General features: G+C 55.2%; 16 protein-coding genes. 14 read left to right on the forward strand and 2 right to left on the reverse strand.

The features are described from left to right. Positions 1-8: 8 nt before the first annotated feature. On the reverse strand, positions 9-2678 hold the full coding sequence (gene rcsD / locus QEN32_RS07420) for a phosphotransferase RcsD (RefSeq protein ID WP_262958461.1): 2670 nt from the start codon (positions 2676-2678) through the stop codon (positions 9-11). A gap of 728 nt (positions 2679-3406) precedes the next feature. Between rcsD and QEN32_RS07425 the strand changes: the two genes are divergently transcribed. The 5 genes from QEN32_RS07425 to QEN32_RS07445 all read left to right on the forward strand — a co-directional run bounded on the left by QEN32_RS07425 (position 3407) and on the right by QEN32_RS07445 (position 9224). Continuing rightward, entirely contained in the window at positions 3407-4543 is a 1137-nt protein-coding gene (locus tag QEN32_RS07425; RefSeq protein ID WP_023138041.1) for a porin OmpC, read from the forward strand. A 114-nt stretch (positions 4544-4657) separates the two neighbouring features. Continuing rightward, the gene (gene apbE / locus QEN32_RS07430) at positions 4658-5710 is read left to right on the forward strand and encodes an FAD:protein FMN transferase ApbE (RefSeq protein ID WP_082318894.1); all 1053 of its coding nucleotides are present in this window, start codon (positions 4658-4660) and stop codon (positions 5708-5710) included. An 80-nt stretch (positions 5711-5790) separates the two neighbouring features. Beyond that, positions 5791-6852 (forward strand): bifunctional DNA-binding transcriptional regulator/O6-methylguanine-DNA methyltransferase Ada, encoded by a 1062-nt coding sequence (ada, locus tag QEN32_RS07435; RefSeq protein WP_000975968.1) that lies wholly within the window; start codon positions 5791-5793, stop codon positions 6850-6852. Between the two features lie 2 nt (positions 6853-6854). Beyond that, positions 6855-7505 carry a DNA oxidative demethylase AlkB gene (gene alkB / locus QEN32_RS07440; protein WP_000884991.1) on the forward strand — a complete coding sequence of 217 codons (651 nt, stop codon included), beginning with the start codon at positions 6855-6857 and terminating at the stop codon, positions 7503-7505. Between the two features lie 75 nt (positions 7506-7580). Further along, positions 7581-9224, forward strand: a complete 1644-nt coding sequence (locus QEN32_RS07445) for a multidrug ABC transporter permease/ATP-binding protein (protein ID WP_000421584.1) — start codon at positions 7581-7583, stop codon at positions 9222-9224. Positions 9225-9406: 182 nt separating this feature from the next. Here the strand turns inward: QEN32_RS07445 and eco are convergent, their stop codons facing one another. Continuing rightward, the gene (eco, locus tag QEN32_RS07450; protein ID WP_000781589.1) at positions 9407-9901 is read right to left on the reverse strand and encodes a serine protease inhibitor ecotin; all 495 of its coding nucleotides are present in this window, start codon (positions 9899-9901) and stop codon (positions 9407-9409) included. 413 nt (positions 9902-10314) lie between these two features. Here eco and napF point away from each other — a divergent pair, with 413 nt between their 5' ends. From napF to ccmB, 9 genes are all read left to right on the forward strand, one after another. After that, positions 10315-10806, forward strand: coding sequence for a ferredoxin-type protein NapF (napF, locus tag QEN32_RS07455; protein ID WP_265322267.1), 492 nt, complete (start codon positions 10315-10317; stop codon positions 10804-10806). Further along, a complete protein-coding gene (gene napD / locus QEN32_RS07460) occupies positions 10796-11059 on the forward strand; it encodes a chaperone NapD (protein WP_001260058.1) in 264 nt (87 codons plus the stop codon). Before napF ends, napD begins: the two co-directional genes overlap by 11 nt. Then, positions 11056-13542 carry a nitrate reductase catalytic subunit NapA gene (napA, locus tag QEN32_RS07465; protein ID WP_000778097.1) on the forward strand — a complete coding sequence of 829 codons (2487 nt, stop codon included), beginning with the start codon at positions 11056-11058 and terminating at the stop codon, positions 13540-13542. Before napD ends, napA begins: the two co-directional genes overlap by 4 nt. Positions 13543-13548: 6 nt before the next feature. Beyond that, positions 13549-14244 carry a ferredoxin-type protein NapG gene (napG, locus tag QEN32_RS07470; RefSeq protein WP_000091676.1) on the forward strand — a complete coding sequence of 232 codons (696 nt, stop codon included), beginning with the start codon at positions 13549-13551 and terminating at the stop codon, positions 14242-14244. After that, positions 14231-15100 (forward strand): quinol dehydrogenase ferredoxin subunit NapH, encoded by an 870-nt coding sequence (gene napH / locus QEN32_RS07475; protein WP_000013528.1) that lies wholly within the window; start codon positions 14231-14233, stop codon positions 15098-15100. The genes napG and napH overlap by 14 nt, the downstream gene beginning before the upstream one ends. Before the next feature lie 115 nt (positions 15101-15215). Beyond that, positions 15216-15665 (forward strand): nitrate reductase cytochrome c-type subunit, encoded by a 450-nt coding sequence (gene napB / locus QEN32_RS07480; protein ID WP_000835182.1) that lies wholly within the window; start codon positions 15216-15218, stop codon positions 15663-15665. 9 nt (positions 15666-15674) lie between these two features. Beyond that, positions 15675-16277, forward strand: coding sequence for a cytochrome c-type protein NapC (napC, locus tag QEN32_RS07485; RefSeq protein WP_000431778.1), 603 nt, complete (start codon positions 15675-15677; stop codon positions 16275-16277). Positions 16278-16297: 20 nt separating this feature from the next. Further along, the gene (gene ccmA, locus QEN32_RS07490) at positions 16298-16915 is read left to right on the forward strand and encodes a cytochrome c biogenesis heme-transporting ATPase CcmA (protein ID WP_023199687.1); all 618 of its coding nucleotides are present in this window, start codon (positions 16298-16300) and stop codon (positions 16913-16915) included. Continuing rightward, on the forward strand, positions 16912-17571 hold the full coding sequence (ccmB, locus tag QEN32_RS07495; protein ID WP_280144445.1) for a heme exporter protein CcmB: 660 nt from the start codon (positions 16912-16914) through the stop codon (positions 17569-17571). Before ccmA ends, ccmB begins: the two co-directional genes overlap by 4 nt. Positions 17572-17579: the final 8 nt, after the last annotated feature.

Below are 17579 nucleotides of genomic sequence, written 5' to 3' on the forward strand. Positions count from 1 at the left end.
CTACCTTGCTACAGCAAGCTTTTGACGTAGGCGTCAATGTCGCTGATATATTTTTCTATACCTGGAGCATCTTTCTCACGAATCAGATGTTCCAGCGTTTCACATAACTGCTTGCCGGGTACCAGATTAAGCATGGCAAACACCCCTTTCAGGCGGTGGGCCGTTTGGGCCAGCGCAGCGAAATCGCTGGTTGCCGCCTCAGTATACAACCTCTTAACATCATCCGGTACTGTGTCTACAAATAGCGCATAATAGCCGCTGGCATGAAGCTCGGCATTTTCATCTCCGCCGAGCGGGGAGGCGGGAATCTCTTCCTGCGCCAGCTGCTCTTCGATAAGTTGTAGTACAGCTTCCTGCATAGCATTGCTCATATTAAAGTTGACGCGCAACTGACCCGGGCCAATTTTCCGCACGCCTGACTCATCATCGCTTAAAAGCAAGCCCGAGGCAGTAAGATTAGACGGATTATCCGTTAAAAAGAGATCATATTCTTGACTTATCTGCCTTTCATCCGGCGTGATGCAGGTGGCGCCCCAGTTTTCTAACTGACGCAGCACAATCGCGCGAACCTCGTTGGACGTCACATCGACCATCACGCTCACGTCGTCCAGCAGGCGCTCTTCGACCTGAGTATGCTGATCGTGAGGAAGCATTTTGACATGAACGGTATAGCGCGTGCCCAGCGTTTCTCGCGCTTTAATGTTGAGATGACCGCCCAGTTTGCGCGCCAGTTGATTGCACAGCCAGAAGGTGAGCGGATTCGCTTTGCCGTAACGATCGCCCTGCGTTTCATTCATATACGGGAAATGCAGATTATCAATCTCGTTTAACGTTACACCTTCGCCCGTATCCAGAATACGGAAAGTCAGACGCTCCGCGATAGATTCATCCTGCTCGACTTCAAGCGTAATTTTACCCATCGCAGTCGTTGTGACGGCATACTGAATCAACAGCAGCAAAATCCGGCGCAGGGCGTCACGATCGCCCCAGCGTTCATCGTTGCCGCTAAGATGGTTATTAATCAGCAGTTGCAGCCCTTTACGCTTAATGGCGGGCAGCACTTCCGGCACGACTTCGTCAATAAGATCCTGCAGGGAGAACAGCGTTGCTTCGCTCTTCCATGCGTCATTTTCCAGCATATTCGCCAGTTGGATTTCATCGATCATACGTACCAATATATCCGCCTGATCCGCCAGTTTCAGGCTTTCCGGCGTGGTGACTGCCGCGGCGTTAACCGCCAGTTGGCGTACGGGCTCTTTAAGCGTGTTGCTGATATTTTGCATAAAGGCGGCGCGGCCCTGCTGATTCTTCTCATACAAACGCTGCGCCTGTTTAAGCTTCTTATTCACCAGCACTTCCCGGTCCTGATCGCGAATAATAAAGATCTGCGTGCGGGGAGCGATCTGGCTGCGAAACAGACGGATCTCATACAGTTCGTTATTAATTGTCGCCTGAATCACGCCCTGATGCTGCTCCGCCATGCTGGTAATATTTTGCAGGTTAAGATGCGGCAACAGATGATCGGCGATTTTATTGCTGATCACGGTGCGGTTGCCTTCCTGATCGTAGACCAGCAGACCCAGCGGCAGCAGAGAAACGATCTCTTCATTAATGGCGCGTAAGACGCGAAGCTCATTATTCGCCGCGTTGCCGGATGTCGATTCCGTCGACCGTCCCGGCTGATGACGGAACGTGGCGTAGCCAAATAACGCCAACGCCAGCAGCCCGATGTTCAGCAGTAAAGGCAGCAAAATATTTTGCAACGTATCAAGCAAAAGCGTACCGAACGGTACCTGCCAGATCAGGCGCATTCCGGTAGAGTTAAGCGCTGAGGAGATCTCAATTTTTGAACCGTTAAAGCTAATCGTGACGCTATCAGGCGCTTCCTTTTCACTGCTTCGCCCCGTCGCCTGGGTTGCGTCAGGCTCTATCCGAAAACTGTCCAGCGGCATTCCCGGCGGGATTAAATCATTAATGGGCAGATCAAACGCCACCACGGTTGCCAGATGTCCTGGCTGATTGAAGGTCGTGCGCAGCGTAAAATAGTGACCGTTTTGCCAGGCCAGTTTTCGCAATGAGGAGAAACTTTCGCGCTCATCCAGCGCATTCGCCTGCTGCAACATCTCTGCCCGGCGGGAATCGACGATATTGCCAATAGTGGACTCTTTAAAGCCGGAAGAGAGATCTTTCAACGGTAGGGTAGAGATAAGAATCAGGCTGTTATCCTGTCCGTTGAGGTAATACATTGACCACGGCACGTTTTCCGCGCCCCACAGCGTATCCAGATAGGTTGACATACGCTGCGTCATTTCCAGCGTGGCGCTGTCATGGGAACCGAAAATCAGCGCTTCAGTTTTACGTCGCGGCTTTTCAAGATAATACACATCCTGCTTCAGACGCGTTTCCTGAAGTCCTTCACCTGTCGATGGCGTAGTGGTCGCGGCGATGTTGTCATAAATTTGCCAGGTAACATACCGCCAGGTATCAACGCGTTTATGAATAGCGTGGGTGATATCGACAATTTGATAGCTTTTGTCTTTCAACCAGGCGTTGACGGCGCTCTGCACCATAACGCCCATCGTTACCAGCAGCACAATGATCAGCAATAAGAAGAAACGGGTAATGCTTCCCGGTAGAAGGGAGAATCGGGTAGAGACCGTTGTGTCAGACTGACTCATTTATGTTTACGACCTGTAAAAGCAACGCTGAAGGTGAAGGGCAGTATAAAGGGTAATGAATGAATTTCCAGACTCTTACGTCATGCCGGGCAACTTAACACGCGCTCCGTCGGCGGGACGGGAAAAGCGTACAGCCTTCGCAGAACGGTACAAATATAAAGACTACTTATAAATGTTTAGCACTAAATATCAAGAAATTATTTGCTAATGTCTTACGAACGGTCGGGCAGGGGAGTGTAGTGAATAACCGTGATAGTTTTAGGCAGGTAGCATAAATCAGCCAGGTGTGTCTGAAAAAGGGTAAAAAAAACCGAATGCGAAGCATCCGGTTGAAATAGGGGTAAACAGACATTCAGAAGTGAATGACGGTAATAAATAAAGTTAATGATGATAGCGGTCACTATTTTAGTTGCGAATGAAGATTCTGTTTTATCATTCAGTGCTATGAATTTCATCAATTTAACCCGTTGATTTTAAAAGTTTCGTGAATATATTTTGTCTATTTGTGCTTATTTTTACTTGATTTTTGCTTTAAAAAAGTTCCGTAAAATTCATATTTTGAAACATCTATGTAGATAACTGTAACATCTTAAAAGTTTTAGTATCATATTCGTGTTGGATTATTCTGTATTTTTGCGGAGAATGGACTTGCCGACTGGTTAATGAGGGTTAACCAGTAAGCAGTGGCATAAAAAAGCAATAAAGGCATATAACAGAGGGTTAATAACATGAAAGTTAAAGTACTGTCCCTCCTGGTACCAGCTCTGCTGGTGGCGGGCGCAGCGAATGCGGCTGAAATTTATAATAAAGACGGCAACAAATTAGACCTGTTTGGTAAAGTTGATGGCCTGCACTACTTCTCTGACGACAAAGGCAGCGACGGCGACCAGACCTACATGCGTATCGGCTTCAAAGGCGAAACGCAGGTTAACGATCAGCTGACCGGTTATGGCCAGTGGGAATATCAGATTCAGGGCAACCAGACTGAAGGCAGCAACGACTCCTGGACGCGTGTGGCGTTTGCGGGTCTGAAATTCGCTGACGCAGGCTCCTTCGATTATGGTCGTAACTACGGCGTAACTTATGACGTGACCTCCTGGACCGACGTTCTGCCGGAATTCGGCGGCGACACCTACGGCGCTGACAACTTTATGCAGCAGCGTGGTAACGGCTATGCCACCTACCGTAACACCGACTTCTTCGGCCTGGTGGATGGTCTGGACTTCGCGTTGCAGTATCAGGGCAAAAACGGCAGCGTGAGCGGTGAAAACAAGAGTGGTCGTAGCCTGCTGAACCAGAACGGCGACGGTTACGGCGGATCGCTGACTTATGCAATCGGCGAAGGCTTCTCTGTCGGTGGCGCTATCACCACGTCTAAACGTACTGCCGATCAGAACAACACCGCTAACGCTAGCCTGTATGGTAACGGCGATCGCGCCACGGTCTACACCGGCGGCCTGAAATACGATGCGAACAACATCTATCTGGCAGCGCAGTATTCTCAGACCTATAACGCAACCCGTTTTGGTACCTCTAACGGTAGCAACCCGTCCACCTCTTACGGTTTTGCCAACAAAGCGCAGAACTTTGAAGTGGTTGCTCAGTACCAGTTCGACTTTGGTCTGCGTCCGTCTGTGGCTTATCTGCAGTCTAAAGGTAAGGACATCAGCAACGGCTACGGCGCCAGCTATGGCGACCAGGACATCGTAAAATACGTTGATGTCGGCGCGACTTACTACTTCAACAAAAACATGTCCACCTATGTTGATTACAAAATCAACCTGCTGGATAAAAACGACTTTACCCGCGATGCGGGCATCAACACCGACGACATCGTAGCGCTGGGTCTGGTTTACCAGTTCTAATCAGCAAAAGATGTTGCTAAAGGGCCTACGGGCCCTTTTTTCATGCCTTATTCCGGCGTACAAATACGACGTTTTGATATACGCTTGCGTCCATTCGAATGAGGATAAACAGCGATGAAAATGACTTTTTGCCGGGCCGTGTGTCTGGCGGCGGCTTTTTTACTTATGGGCTGCGATGAGGCTCCCGAAACGACAACAGCGTCACCTGCCGCTCAGGTGCTGGAAGGTAAAACGATGGGGACCCTCTGGCGGGTGAGCGTGGTTGGTATCGATGCGAAACGCGCCGCAGAGTTACAGACTAAAATCCAGACTCAGCTTGATGCTGATGATTGGTTGCTTTCTACCTATAAAAATAACTCCGCGCTGATGCGTTTTAACCATTCACGCAGTCTTGCGCCCTGGCCGGTCAGCGAAGCCATGGCGGATATCGTGACCTCGGCGCTGCGTATTGGCGCGAAGACGGATGGCGCGATGGATATCACCGTGGGCCCGCTGGTCAATCTGTGGGGGTTTGGACCGGATCGGCAGCCGCTGCATATCCCAACACCAGCACAAATCGATGCGGCAAAAGCGAAAACAGGCCTGCAACATTTGCAGGTTATCGACAGGGCTGGACATCAGTTTTTGCAAAAAGATCTGCCGGATCTTTATGTTGATCTCTCCACGGTCGGGGAGGGCTATGCGGCGGATCATCTGGCGCGACTGATGGAGCAGGAGGGCATTGCGCGTTATCTGGTCTCGGTGGGCGGCGCATTAAGCAGTCGCGGGATGAATGCGCAGGGGCTGCCGTGGCGCGTCGCGATTCAGAAGCCGACCGACCGGGAAAATGCGGTGCAGGCGATTGTGGATATCAACGGGCATGGCATCAGCACCTCCGGCAGCTACCGCAACTATTATGAGCTGGATGGCAAGCGTATCTCGCACGTTATCGATCCGCAAACGGGGCGCCCCATTGAACACAACCTGGTATCGGTTACGGTCATTGCGCCAACGGCGCTGGAAGCGGACGGCTGGGACACCGGCCTGATGGTGCTTGGTACGCAAAAGGCGCAAGAGGTCGTGCGGCGGGAAGGGCTGGCGGTCTTTATGATCATGAAAGAAGGTGAAGGCTTTAAAACCTGGATGTCGCCGCAGTTCAAAACGTTCCTGGTGAGCGATAAGAATTAAAACGCAAGATTACGGGTTTTTGTGGGCGGATTTACGGACACACTGCATGTAAGCAAGCACTATGCTTAATGAAGGAGTCTATGATGAAAAAAGCGTTACTTACCGATGATGAATGCTGGCTGCGGGTGCAGGCGCGCGATGCCAGCGCGGATGGGCGTTTCGTTTTTGCGGTGCGAACCACCGGCGTTTTTTGCCGCCCTTCTTGTCGCTCGAAGCGGGCGTTACGTAAAAATGTTCGCTTTTTTGCCAACGCGCAGCAGGCGCTGGACGCCGGTTTTCGCCCCTGCAAGCGCTGTCAGCCGGATAATGCGCGCGCGCAGCAACGGCGGTTGGATAAGATTGCCTGCGCCTGCCGTTTGCTTGAGCAGGAGACGCCGGTAACGCTGGCGTCTCTGGCGCAGGCGGTGGCGATGAGCCCGTTTCATCTGCACCGTCTGTTTAAAGCGAGCACCGGAATGACGCCGAAAGGGTGGCAGCAGGCGTGGCGCGCCCGGCGGCTGCGTGAGGCGTTGGCGAAAGGAGAGCCGATCACGGCGGCTATTTATCGCGCCGGCTTCCCGGATAGCAGTAGCTACTACCGTCATGCCGACCAGACGCTGGGCATGACGGCAAAACAGTTTCGCAAAGGCGGCGATAATGTCTCCGTTCGCTATGCGCTGACGGACTGGGTTTACGGACGGTGCCTGGTGGCGGAGAGCGAGCGGGGGATTTGCGCGATTCTCCCCGGTGATAGCGACGACGCGCTACTGGCTGAATTACACACCCTTTTCCCGGCGGCCCGCCACGAACCTGCTGACGCGCTTTTTCAGCAACGGGTGCGGCAGGTTGTCGCGGCTATCAACACACGCGATGTGCTGCTCTCGTTGCCGCTGGATATCCAGGGAACCGCGTTTCAACAGCAGGTCTGGCAGGCGTTATGCGCAATTCCCTGCGGCGAAACCGTAAGCTATCAACAGCTTGCCGCGACTATCGGCAAACCCACGGCGGTACGCGCGGTCGCCAGCGCGTGCGGCGCGAATAAACTGGCGATGGTGATCCCGTGTCATCGGGTCGTGCGTCGCGATGGCGCGCTCTCCGGTTATCGTTGGGGCGTGCGTCGAAAAGCGCAGCTATTAAAGCGAGAAGCGCAAAAAGAGGAGTAGCAATGCTGGATCTATTTGCTGATGAAGCGCCCTGGCAAGAGCCCCTGGCGCCTGGCGCGGTGGTGTTGCGCCGCTTTGCGTTTCGCGCGGCGCAGTCGCTATTAGACGATATCGGGTTTGTCGCCAGTCAGTCTCCGTTTCGTCAGATGGTGACGCCGGGCGGCTACACCATGTCGGTGGCGATGACCAACTGCGGCGCGTTAGGGTGGACCACCGATCGTCACGGTTATTGTTATGCCGTGCGCGATCCGTTGACCGATAAACCCTGGCCTGCGCTGCCGTTATCGTTTGCCAGCGTATGTCGTCAGGCGGCAATCGCGGCAGGGTATGCGAGCTTCCAACCGGACGCCTGCCTGATCAATCGCTACGCGCCCGGCGCAAAACTGTCGCTGCATCAGGATAAAGACGAGCCGGATCTGCGCGCGCCTATCGTCTCAGTTTCGTTGGGGGTGCCGGCGGTTTTTCAGTTTGGCGGCCTGCGTCGCAGCGATCCGCTCCAGCGGATCTTACTGGAGCATGGCGATATCGTGGTCTGGGGCGGCGAGTCCCGGCTGTTTTATCATGGTATCCAGCCGCTTAAAGCGGGCTTTCATCCCATGACCGGTGAATTTCGTTACAATCTCACCTTCCGTCAGGCGGCTGAAAAAGAATAAAAATAAGAATTATTATTGCTGTGCAGGTGGAGTTAGTTAAACTGCGGGCTGTTATTATCGGTCCGGGTTGTATGCATGGAACTTCTTATTCTTGTCTGGCGGCAGTACCGCTGGCCATTTATTAGCGTGATGGCGCTGAGCCTCGCCAGCGCGGCGCTGGGGATTGGCCTGATCGCGTTTATCAATCAGCGCCTGATTGAAACGGTGGACACCACCGTCATGGTGCTGCCGGAATTTCTCGGTCTGCTCCTGTTACTAATGGTCGTCACATTAGGTTCCCAACTGGCGCTCACCACTCTGGGACACCATTTCGTTTACCGCCTGCGCAGCGAATTTATCAAGCGCATTCTGGATACGCACGTTGAACGCATTGAGCAACTGGGCAGCGCCTCTTTACTGGCCGGTCTGACCAGCGATATTCGCAATATTACTATCGCCTTTGTGCGTCTGCCTGAGCTGGTGCAGGGCATTATCCTCACCGTCGGCTCGGCGGCGTATCTGGCGATGCTATCGACAAAAATGCTGCTGGTTACGGCTATCTGGATGGCGGTCACTATCTGGGGCGGATTCGTGCTGGTGGCGCGGGTTTACCAGCATATGGCGACCCTGCGCGAGACCGAAGATAAGCTGTACAACGACTATCAGACGGTGCTGGAAGGACGCAAAGAGCTGACGCTAAACCGCGAGCGTGCGGAGCAGATTTTTCAGCAATGCTATATCCCGGACGCCAAAGAGTATCGTCATCACATTATCCGTGCCGATACTTTTCATCTGAGCGCCGTCAACTGGTCGAATATCATGATGCTGGGGGCGATAGGCCTGGTCTTCTGGATGGCGAATAGTCTCGGCTGGGCGGATACCAACGTCGCGGCGACTTATTCACTGACGTTGCTGTTCCTGCGCACGCCGCTGCTGTCTGCGGTGGGGGCGTTGCCAACGCTACTGACCGCCCAGGTGGCGTTTAATAAACTGAATAAATTCGCGCTCGCCCCGTATAAGCCTGATTTTCCACAGCCGAAAGCCTTTCCCGACTGGAAGACGCTGGAGCTGCGCAACGTGGTTTTTCACTATCAGGATAACGCGTTTTCCGTGGGGCCCATCAACCTGACGATTCACCGCGGCGAACTGCTGTTTTTAATTGGCGGCAACGGTAGCGGGAAATCGACGCTGGCCATGTTATTGACCGGATTATACCAGCCGCAATCGGGAACGATTTTACTTGATGGTCAACCTATTGCCGCCGGGCAGCCGGAAGATTATCGCAAACTGTTTTCTGCGGTGTTCACCGATGTGTGGTTATTCGACCGCCTGCTGGGGCCGCAGGGGAAACCCGCCAATCCCGCTCTGGTCGAAAAGTGGCTTGAGCACCTGAAAATGACGCACAAGCTGGAGCTAAACGACGGGCGCATTTTGAATCTTAAACTGTCGAAAGGGCAAAAAAAGCGCATTGCGCTGCTGCTGGCGCTGGCGGAAGAGCGCGATATTATTTTGCTGGATGAGTGGGCCGCCGATCAGGACCCGCATTTCCGCCGGGAATTTTATCAGGTACTGTTGCCGTTAATGCAGGAAATGGGCAAAACCATTTTCGCCATCAGCCATGATGATCACTATTTTATTCACGCCGATCGTCTGCTTGAAATGCGCAACGGACAGCTAACCGAACTCACCGGCGACGAACGTGATGCCGCCTCGCGTGATGCGGTTGCGCGTACTGCGTAATGGCCGGATGAACCGCCTGATGGCAGCCCTACGTCCGCACGCGGGTAGGCCTGATAAGATGCCACGCGTCGCCACCAGGCATCGGGCGAGCGGATTTCCAGACGTGTTTTGAAAAGAACCCCGGAGCGCTGCGTGAGCCGGCGTGTTCAGATGCCCGGTAAGTGTGACCGGGCAGCGTAACGTTATCGCGCGACGGCGTTCTGTACGTTAGCGTCCGCTTTCCAGATGCGGTATTTCACGTCCACATTCGCCGGGGTATACACCACGATCGGCAGCTTGCTGTTGTAGCGCAGCATCCCGTCTTCACCCAGCCAGGCGGTGACGAATTTTTGCTCTTTCTTACCTTCAGGGCAGGCCATCATGGTTGATACCGGAGAGGTGACGTTATCAAAGACATAATAGTCATAGCCCCAGCCTTCCAGCGTTTTTGTTTCCAGCGTGCCGCCGAGGCGATGCTGGTTACAATCCACATTCAGCGTTTGGCCAATCAACAGTTCCACTTTGAGGGTAGATTCATCCTGCTGAGGGGTAAGGGTTATCACTTGCCGCTTCATTCCTTTTTCCGCCTGCGGATAGGGGGCGATTTTTTCCAGCGGCTGGGCGGTATCGCCATTGTTAGCCCAGGCAGAGGCGCTGGCGAGGGCGGCGAAGACGACGGCAGGGACAAACATCTTCATTTGATTGTTCACAGTATTTCCTTTCTGCTGTTTTCGGTATTCACTGACAACAGATTAACACATTCATATTATCTATTAATCTGTATTTACTCATATTTTCAAGATTATTAATAAAATAGCGTCTTTTTATATAGTGGAATATTCCGATATTGATAATGTAAATGAAATTATCAACTATTAGTGATTTTCGTTATATAAGCATCTATATAACTCATTGAAATGTGAGAAAAAGCACGTTTACGGGTCTTTACCTGGCACTCTTTTGATCCGGCAACAGCATTTACCTCTATCGGGGTATGCATCTCTTACACATCCTGAAATATCTTATTTACAAAAACAACTACTCATAAATTGTACGGTTTTTATTGGTATTCACTCCCTATGGAAGCGTGTCGTTATGGAAGGGCGATATCATGGTTGATTTATCCCGTCGAAGCATGTTGACCGGCAGTTGGCGCAACGCCAGCAATGGGATTCTTCCGCCGTGGGCCAGAGAAACAACCTATTTTCTCGCACATTGTCTGCGTTGCGACGCCTGCATCCAGGCGTGTGAGTCCGACATCCTGCAGCGAGGGGCGGGGGGATATCCGAGCGTAGATTTCAAACGGGGCGAGTGCAGCTTTTGTTATGCCTGTGCGCAGGCCTGTACTGAATCGCTTTTTCTTCCGCGCCACACCAGGGCCTGGGATCTGATTTTTACGCTCACGGAAAACTGCCTCGCCAGGCAATCGGTTGAATGCCATCGCTGCCAGGACAGTTGTGAACCTATGGCCATTACCTTTCGTCCCACGCTATCCGGCATTTACCAGCCGCAGCTTGACTCGCAGGCCTGTAACGGATGCGGGGCGTGTGTGGCTATCTGTCCCGTGTCAGCCATCAAAGCGGAGAACCACCATGCGCACTAACTGGCAGGTCTGTAGCCTGGTCGTGCAGGCCAAAAGTCAGAACATCGCCGCTATTGGCACACAGTTGAACACGTTGCCGGGTTGCGAAGTCGCGTTAAGCGACGTTGAAAGCGGGCAACTGATCGTGGTGGCGGAAGCAGATCAGAGTGAAACGCTGATGCAAACAATTGAGTCAGTACGCAATGTCGAGGGCGTACTGGCGGTGTCGCTGGTTTATCACCAGCAGGATGAGCAAGGTGAGGAAACACCATGAAACTCAGTCGTCGTAGCTTTATGAAAGCTAACGCCGTTGCGGCCGCTGCGGCGGCTGCCGGTCTGAGCGTGCCGGGCGTCGCCCGCGCCGTTGTCGGGCAGCAGGAAGCCATCAAATGGGATAAAGCGCCGTGCCGTTTTTGCGGAACGGGTTGCGGTGTGTTGGTGGGCACGCAGCAGGGCCGTGTGGTCGCCTGCCAGGGCGACCCCGACGCGCCGGTCAACCGTGGTCTGAACTGCATTAAAGGCTACTTCCTGCCCAAAATCATGTACGGTAAAGATCGTCTGACGCAGCCGATGCTGCGCATGAAAGACGGCAGCTATCACAAAGACGGCGAGTTTACGCCGGTGAGCTGGGAACAGGCCTTCGATGTGATGGAGGAGAAGTTTAAAACCTCCCTGAAAGAGAAAGGACCAGAAGCGATCGGCATGTTTGGATCGGGTCAATGGACCATCTGGGAAGGCTATGCCGCCGCGAAACTGTTCAAGGCTGGTTTCCGCTCTAACAACATCGACCCGAACGCGCGTCACTGCATGGCCTCGGCGGTGGTGGGCTTTATGCGCACCTTTGGCATGGATGAACCGATGGGCTGCTACGACGATATTGAGCAGGCCGATGCGTTTGTGCTGTGGGGTTCCAACATGGCGGAGATGCACCCGATTTTATGGTCGCGCATCACTAACCGCCGTTTGTCCGACCCGAACGTGAAGGTTGCCGTCCTCTCCACCTTCCAGCACCGCAGCTTTGAGCTGGCGGACAACGGTATTGTCTTTACCCCGCAAAGCGATCTGGTGATCCTTAACTATATCGCGAATTACATTATTCAGAACAACGCGGTAAATCAGGATTTCTTCACAAAGCATGTGAACCTGCGTAAAGGGGCGACGGATATCGGCTACGGCTTACGCCCGACGCACCCGCTGGAAAAAGCGGCGAAGAATCCGGGCTCCGACGCTTCCGAGCCGATGAGCTTCGACGAGTATAAAGCCTTCGTGGCGGAATATACGCTGGACAAGACCGCTGAAATGACCGGCGTGCCGAAAGATCAACTGGAACAGTTGGCGCAGCTCTACGCCGATCCGAATAAGCGCGTGATCTCTTACTGGACGATGGGTTTTAACCAGCATACCCGCGGCGTGTGGGCGAATAACCTGGTTTACAACCTCCATCTGCTGACCGGAAAAATCTCCCAGCCTGGCTGCGGTCCTTTCTCGCTGACCGGCCAGCCTTCCGCCTGCGGTACGGCGCGTGAAGTGGGAACCTTCTCACACCGTCTGCCCGCAGACATGGTCGTGACGAACGAAAAACACCGTGATATCTGCGAAAAACACTGGCAGATCCCCGCTGGCACTATTCCGGCAAAAGTGGGTTTACACGCGGTGGCGCAGGATCGCGCGTTGAAAGACGGCAAGCTGAACGTCTACTGGGTAATGTGTAATAACAATATGCAGGCCGGGCCGAACATCAATGAAGATCGGATGCCGGGCTGGCGCGATCCGCGTAACTTTATCATTGTCTCCGATCCTTACCCGACGGTGAGCGCGCTGTCTGCGGATCTGATCCTGCCGACCGCCATGTGGGTTGAGAAAGAAGGCGCTTACGGCAACGCCGAACGCCGCACGCAGTTCTGGCGTCAGCAAATTAAAGCGCCGGGCGAAGCTAAATCCGACCTCTGGCAACTGGTGCAGTTCTCCCGTCGTTTTAAAACCGAGGAGGTCTGGCCGGAGGCGTTGCTGGCCCAGAAGCCGGAGCTGCGCGGTAAAACGCTGTATGACGTTCTGTTCGCCACGCCGGCGGTCAGCAAATTCCCGCTGAGCGAGCTGAAAGAGGATCAGTTAAACGATGAGTCTCGTGAGCTGGGCTTCTATCTGCAAAAAGGGTTGTTTGAAGAATACGCCTGGTTTGGACGTGGCCACGGGCACGATCTGGCGCCGTTCGACGATTACCACAACGCGCGCGGTCTGCGCTGGCCGGTCGTCGAAGGCAAAGAGACGCAATGGCGTTACAGCGAAGGCAACGACCCGTATGTAAAAGCGGGGGAAGGGTACAAATTCTACGGTAAACCGGATGGCAAAGCGGTGATCTTCGCGCTGCCATTTGAACCCGCGGCGGAGTCGCCGGACAACGAGTACGATCTGTGGCTTTCCACCGGTCGCGTGCTGGAACACTGGCATACCGGCAGTATGACGCGCCGCGTGCCTGAATTGCATCGCGCCTTCCCGGAAGCGGTGGTCTTTATTCACCCGCTGGATGCGAAAGCGCGCGATCTGCGTCGTGGGGATAAGGTTAAAGTGTCGTCCCGCCGCGGCGAAGTGATTTCGATTGTCGAAACGCGTGGACGTAACCGTCCGCCGCAGGGACTGGTGTATATGCCGTTCTTCGATGCCGCTCAGCTAGTGAACAACCTGACGCTGGATGCGACGGACCCGCTCTCTAAAGAGACGGACTTCAAGAAGTGCGCCGTTAAGCTGGCGAAGGTGTAACGCGTTATGTCCCGTACAGCGAAACCCCAAAATGGCCGCCGCCGCTTTCTGCGTGATGTTGTGCGCACTGCGGGCGGGCTGGCGGCGGTTGGCGTGGCGCTGGGCTTGCAACAGCAAACCGCGCGCGCAACGGGCGTGCGGCTGCGTCCGCCTGGCGCGCTGAATGAAAATGCCTTCGCCAGCGCCTGTGTGCGCTGCGGGCAGTGCGTTCAGGCGTGTCCATACGACACGCTAAAACTGGCGACGCTGGCCTCCGGGCTATCGGCAGGTACGCCCTATTTCGTCGCTCGCGACATCCCCTGCGAAATGTGTGAAGACATTCCGTGCGCCAAAGTCTGCCCCAGCGGGGCGCTGAATAAAGATATCGCCTCCATTGATGACTCGCGCATGGGGCTGGCGGTGCTGCTGGATCAGGAAAACTGCCTCAACTTTCAGGGGCTGCGCTGCGACGTTTGTTACCGCGAATGCCCGAAAATCGATGAGGCCATCACGCTGGAGCTGGATCGCAACATGCGCACCGGCAAACATGCGCGCTTTCTGCCCACCGTACACAGCGACGCCTGTACCGGCTGCGGCAAATGCGAAAAAGTCTGCGTACTGGAGCAACCAGCGATAAAAGTGTTGCCGTTGTCATTGGCGAAAGGGGAGTTAGGACACCATTACCGCTTCGGCTGGCTGGAGGGGAAAGATGGCAAATCGTAAACGCGACGCCGGGCGAGAAGCGCGGGCGAAAAAAGGTTGGTGGCGTAGCCACCGTTGGCTGGTGTTACGCCGTATCAGCCAGTTTATGGTGCTGGGGATGTTTCTCAGCGGCCCGTGGCTGGGCTTTTGGGTTTTGCATGGCAACTACAGCAGTAGTTTGCTGTTCGATACCCTCCCGTTGACCGATCCGCTGATTACCCTGGAAAGTCTCGCCAGTGGACATCTTCCCGCTACCGTGGCGCTGACGGGAGCAGTGATTATCGCTGTGCTGTATGCGCTGGCGGGAAAGCGATTATTTTGCAGTTGGGTTTGCCCGCTAAACCCCGTTACCGATTTGGCTAACTGGATGCGCAGGAAATTTGACCTGAACCAGTCTGCGACGATTCCACGCCATATACGGTACGTCCTTCTGGTGGTGGTGTTAATCGGTTCGGCATTGACCGGCACGTTGCTGTGGGAATGGATTAATCCCGTGTCGCTGTTAGGTCGTAGTCTGATTATGGGATTTAGTAGCGGCGCGTTGCTGATTATTGCTTTGTTTTTATTTGATTTATTAGTCGTTGAGCACGGTTGGTGCGGTCATATTTGCCCGATGGGCGCGCTGTATGGCGTGCTGGGCAGTAAAGGCGTAGTGACCGTGACGGCCAAAAAACGTGAGAAATGTAATCGCTGTATGGATTGTTTTCATGTTTGCCCGGAACCGCATGTGCTACGTGCGCCGGTGCTGGATGAGCAAAGCCCGGCGCAGGTCACTCACCGCGACTGCATGACCTGCGGTCGCTGCGTGGATGTCTGTTCTGAGGATGTTTTTACAATAACGATACACAACATCATTCGGGATGCATCGCGGCGGTAAGCGAGGAAATCCCCGGGAGCATAGATAACGATGTGACTGGGATTTTCGAGCACAGCCAACAAAGAGGCAGCTCGAAGGATGAAGTGTAAATGCGATGGAGTTCGGGAGCGAAACAATGAAAAGCCATGACCTGATGAAAGCGCTGTGTCAATGGATGGCCACGCTTGCCCTGGTGGTAAGTGGTGCGGTTTGGGCGGCAAACGGAGTGGATCTGAGCCAGTCGCCGGAAGTATCCGGGACGCAGGAAGGGGCGATTCGTATGCCGAAAGAGCAGGAACGTATGCCGCTAAATTACGTCAACCAGCCGCCGATGATCCCGCACAGCGTCGAGGGCTACCAGGTGACGACCAATACCAACCGCTGTCTGCAATGCCACGGCGTGGAAAGTTATCGTACGACGGGCGCGCCGCGTATCAGTCCGACGCACTTTATGGACAGCGACGGTAAAGTGTCGGGCAACGTCGCGCCGCGTCGTTATTTCTGCCTGCAGTGCCACGTACCGCAGTCTGATACCGCGCCGATTATCGACAATACCTTTACCCCCTCGCAAGGTTACGGGAAATAAGAGGTCATTATGGAAAATTCTAACCGTAAACCCGGCTGGATAAAGCGCGTCTGGCGATGGTGGCGCAGCCCCAGCCGCCTGGCGTTGGGGACGCTGCTGTTAATCGGTTTTATCGGCGGCATCATCTTCTGGGGCGGCTTCAATACCGGAATGGAAAAGGCTAACACCGAAGAGTTTTGTATTAGCTGCCATGAAATGCGCAACACGGTGTATGAGGAGTATATGGAAACCGTCCACTACAACAACCGTAGCGGCGTTCGTGCCACCTGTCCTGACTGCCATGTGCCGCATGAGTGGGGGCCGAAGATGATCCGTAAGATCAAAGCCAGTAAAGAACTGTACGCGAAGGTATTTGGGCTGATAGATACACCGCAGAAATTTGAAGCTCATCGCCTGACAATGGCACAAAATGAGTGGCGGCGCATGAAAGACAACAACTCGCAGGAATGCCGTAACTGCCACAATTTCGACTTTATGGATCTGACCGCGCAAAAAGGCGTCGCGGCGAAAATGCACGATCAGGCGGTAAAAGATGGACAGACCTGTATCGATTGCCACAAAGGGATCGCGCATAAACTGCCGGATATGCGTGATGTTAAACCAGGTTTCTGACAGGACGTTGATGAGTGGGAATGCTTGAAGCCAGAGATCTGTACTGCGAGCGGGACGAGAGGACGCTGTTTCGCGGGCTGTCGTTCACCGTGGAGGCCGGGGAGTGGGTGCAGGTCACCGGCGGCAACGGCGCGGGAAAAACCACCCTGCTGCGCCTGCTGACCGGGCTGGCGCGCCCGGACGGCGGCGAGGTGTACTGGCAGGGCGAACCCCTGCGCCGCGTGCGCGACAGCTTCCATCGCAGCCTGCTGTGGATAGGGCACCAGCCGGGGATTAAATCCCGCCTGACGGCGCGGGAGAACCTGCACTTCTTCCACCCCGGCGACGGCGCGCGTCTCCCGGAGGCGCTGGCGCAGGCCGGGCTGGCGGGATTTGAGGACGTGCCGGTCGCCCGGCTCTCGGCCGGGCAGCAGCGCCGGGTGGCGCTGGCCCGCCTGTGGCTGACCCGCGCCGCGCTGTGGGTACTCGACGAACCGTTCACCGCCATTGACGTTAACGGCGTGGCGCGCCTCACCCGGCGGATGGCGGCGCACACGGCGCAGGGCGGGATGGTCATTCTCACCACCCACCAGCCGCTGCCGGGGGCCGCGGACACCGTCCGCCGCCTGGCGCTGACCGGCGGGGGGGCCGGGCTGTGATGTGGCGTGTCTTCTGTCTCGAACTGCGCGTGGCGTTCCGCCACGGCGCGGACATCGCCGGCCCGCTGTGGTTCTTCCTGATGGTCATTACCCTGTTTCCGTTAAGCGTCGGGCCGCAGCCGCAGCTGCTGGCGCGTATCGCGCCGGGCATCATCCAGGTGGCGGCGCTGCTGGCCTCGCTGCTGGCGCTGGAGCGGCTGTTTCGCGACGACCTGCAGGACGGCAACCTGGAGCAGCTGATGCTGCTGCCGGTGCCGCTGCCGGCGGTGGTACTGGCGAAGGTGCTGGCCCACTGGGCGGTGACCGGCCTGCCGCTGATTATGCTCTCCCCGCTGGTGGCGCTGCTGCTGGGGATGGACGTGTACGGCTGGAAAATCATGGCGCTGACGCTGCTGCTCGGCACGCCGGCGCTGGGGTTTCTCGCCGCGCCGGGTGTTGCGCTGACGGCCGGGCTGCGGCGCGGCGGCGTCCTGCTGGGCATTCTGGTGCTGCCGCTGAGTGTCCCGGTGCTGATTTTCGCCGCCGCGGCGATGGACGCGGCATCGATGCATTTACCCGCTGACGGCTATCTGGCGGTGCTGGGGGCGCTGCTGGCGGGCAGCGCGACGTTAAGCCCGTTCGCCACCGCGGCGGCGCTGCGCCTCAGCGTGCAGTAGCGCCCCGG

It is taken from the genome of Salmonella sp. SA14318, from assembly GCF_029866905.1.
Classification (GTDB): domain Bacteria; phylum Pseudomonadota; class Gammaproteobacteria; order Enterobacterales; family Enterobacteriaceae; genus Salmonella; species Salmonella enterica.